The sequence below is a fragment of the Wohlfahrtiimonas populi genome, from assembly GCF_002006795.1.
GTDB lineage: Bacteria > Pseudomonadota > Gammaproteobacteria > Cardiobacteriales > Wohlfahrtiimonadaceae > Wohlfahrtiimonas > Wohlfahrtiimonas populi.
On sequence record NZ_MVDN01000071.1, the window covers coordinates 1 to 313 of the forward strand.

Genomic DNA, 313 nt, shown 5'->3' on the forward strand with positions numbered 1-313 from the left:
CCAATATTGTTGAGCATATGCACTATTTATTACAATAAATAAAAATAGAACACTTATTAGTTTACTTATAAAGTTATACATAAAATTCCTTAATATTATATAAAGCATATAACTGATCAATTAGCCTCCACCACCTCTAGGAGCACCAGAAGGAGAAGTACCACCGGCACCCAATCGCCCAGACATACCTTGTGCACCACCTGAAACTTCTTGTGAAGCGCCTGTTGTTAAACCAGATGAATTAACAATAGAACCTGCAACATTAGCTGACTCAGACAGCAATCGATTCAAGATCATACAAACAATTAAATAT

1 pseudogene is annotated in these 313 nt (G+C 35.1%); it reads right to left on the minus strand.

Annotated elements, in window-relative coordinates:
* Positions 1–120: 120 nt before the first annotated feature.
* A pseudogene (locus BZK16_RS14425) lies at positions 121–313 on the minus strand (hypothetical protein); the annotation flags it as partial.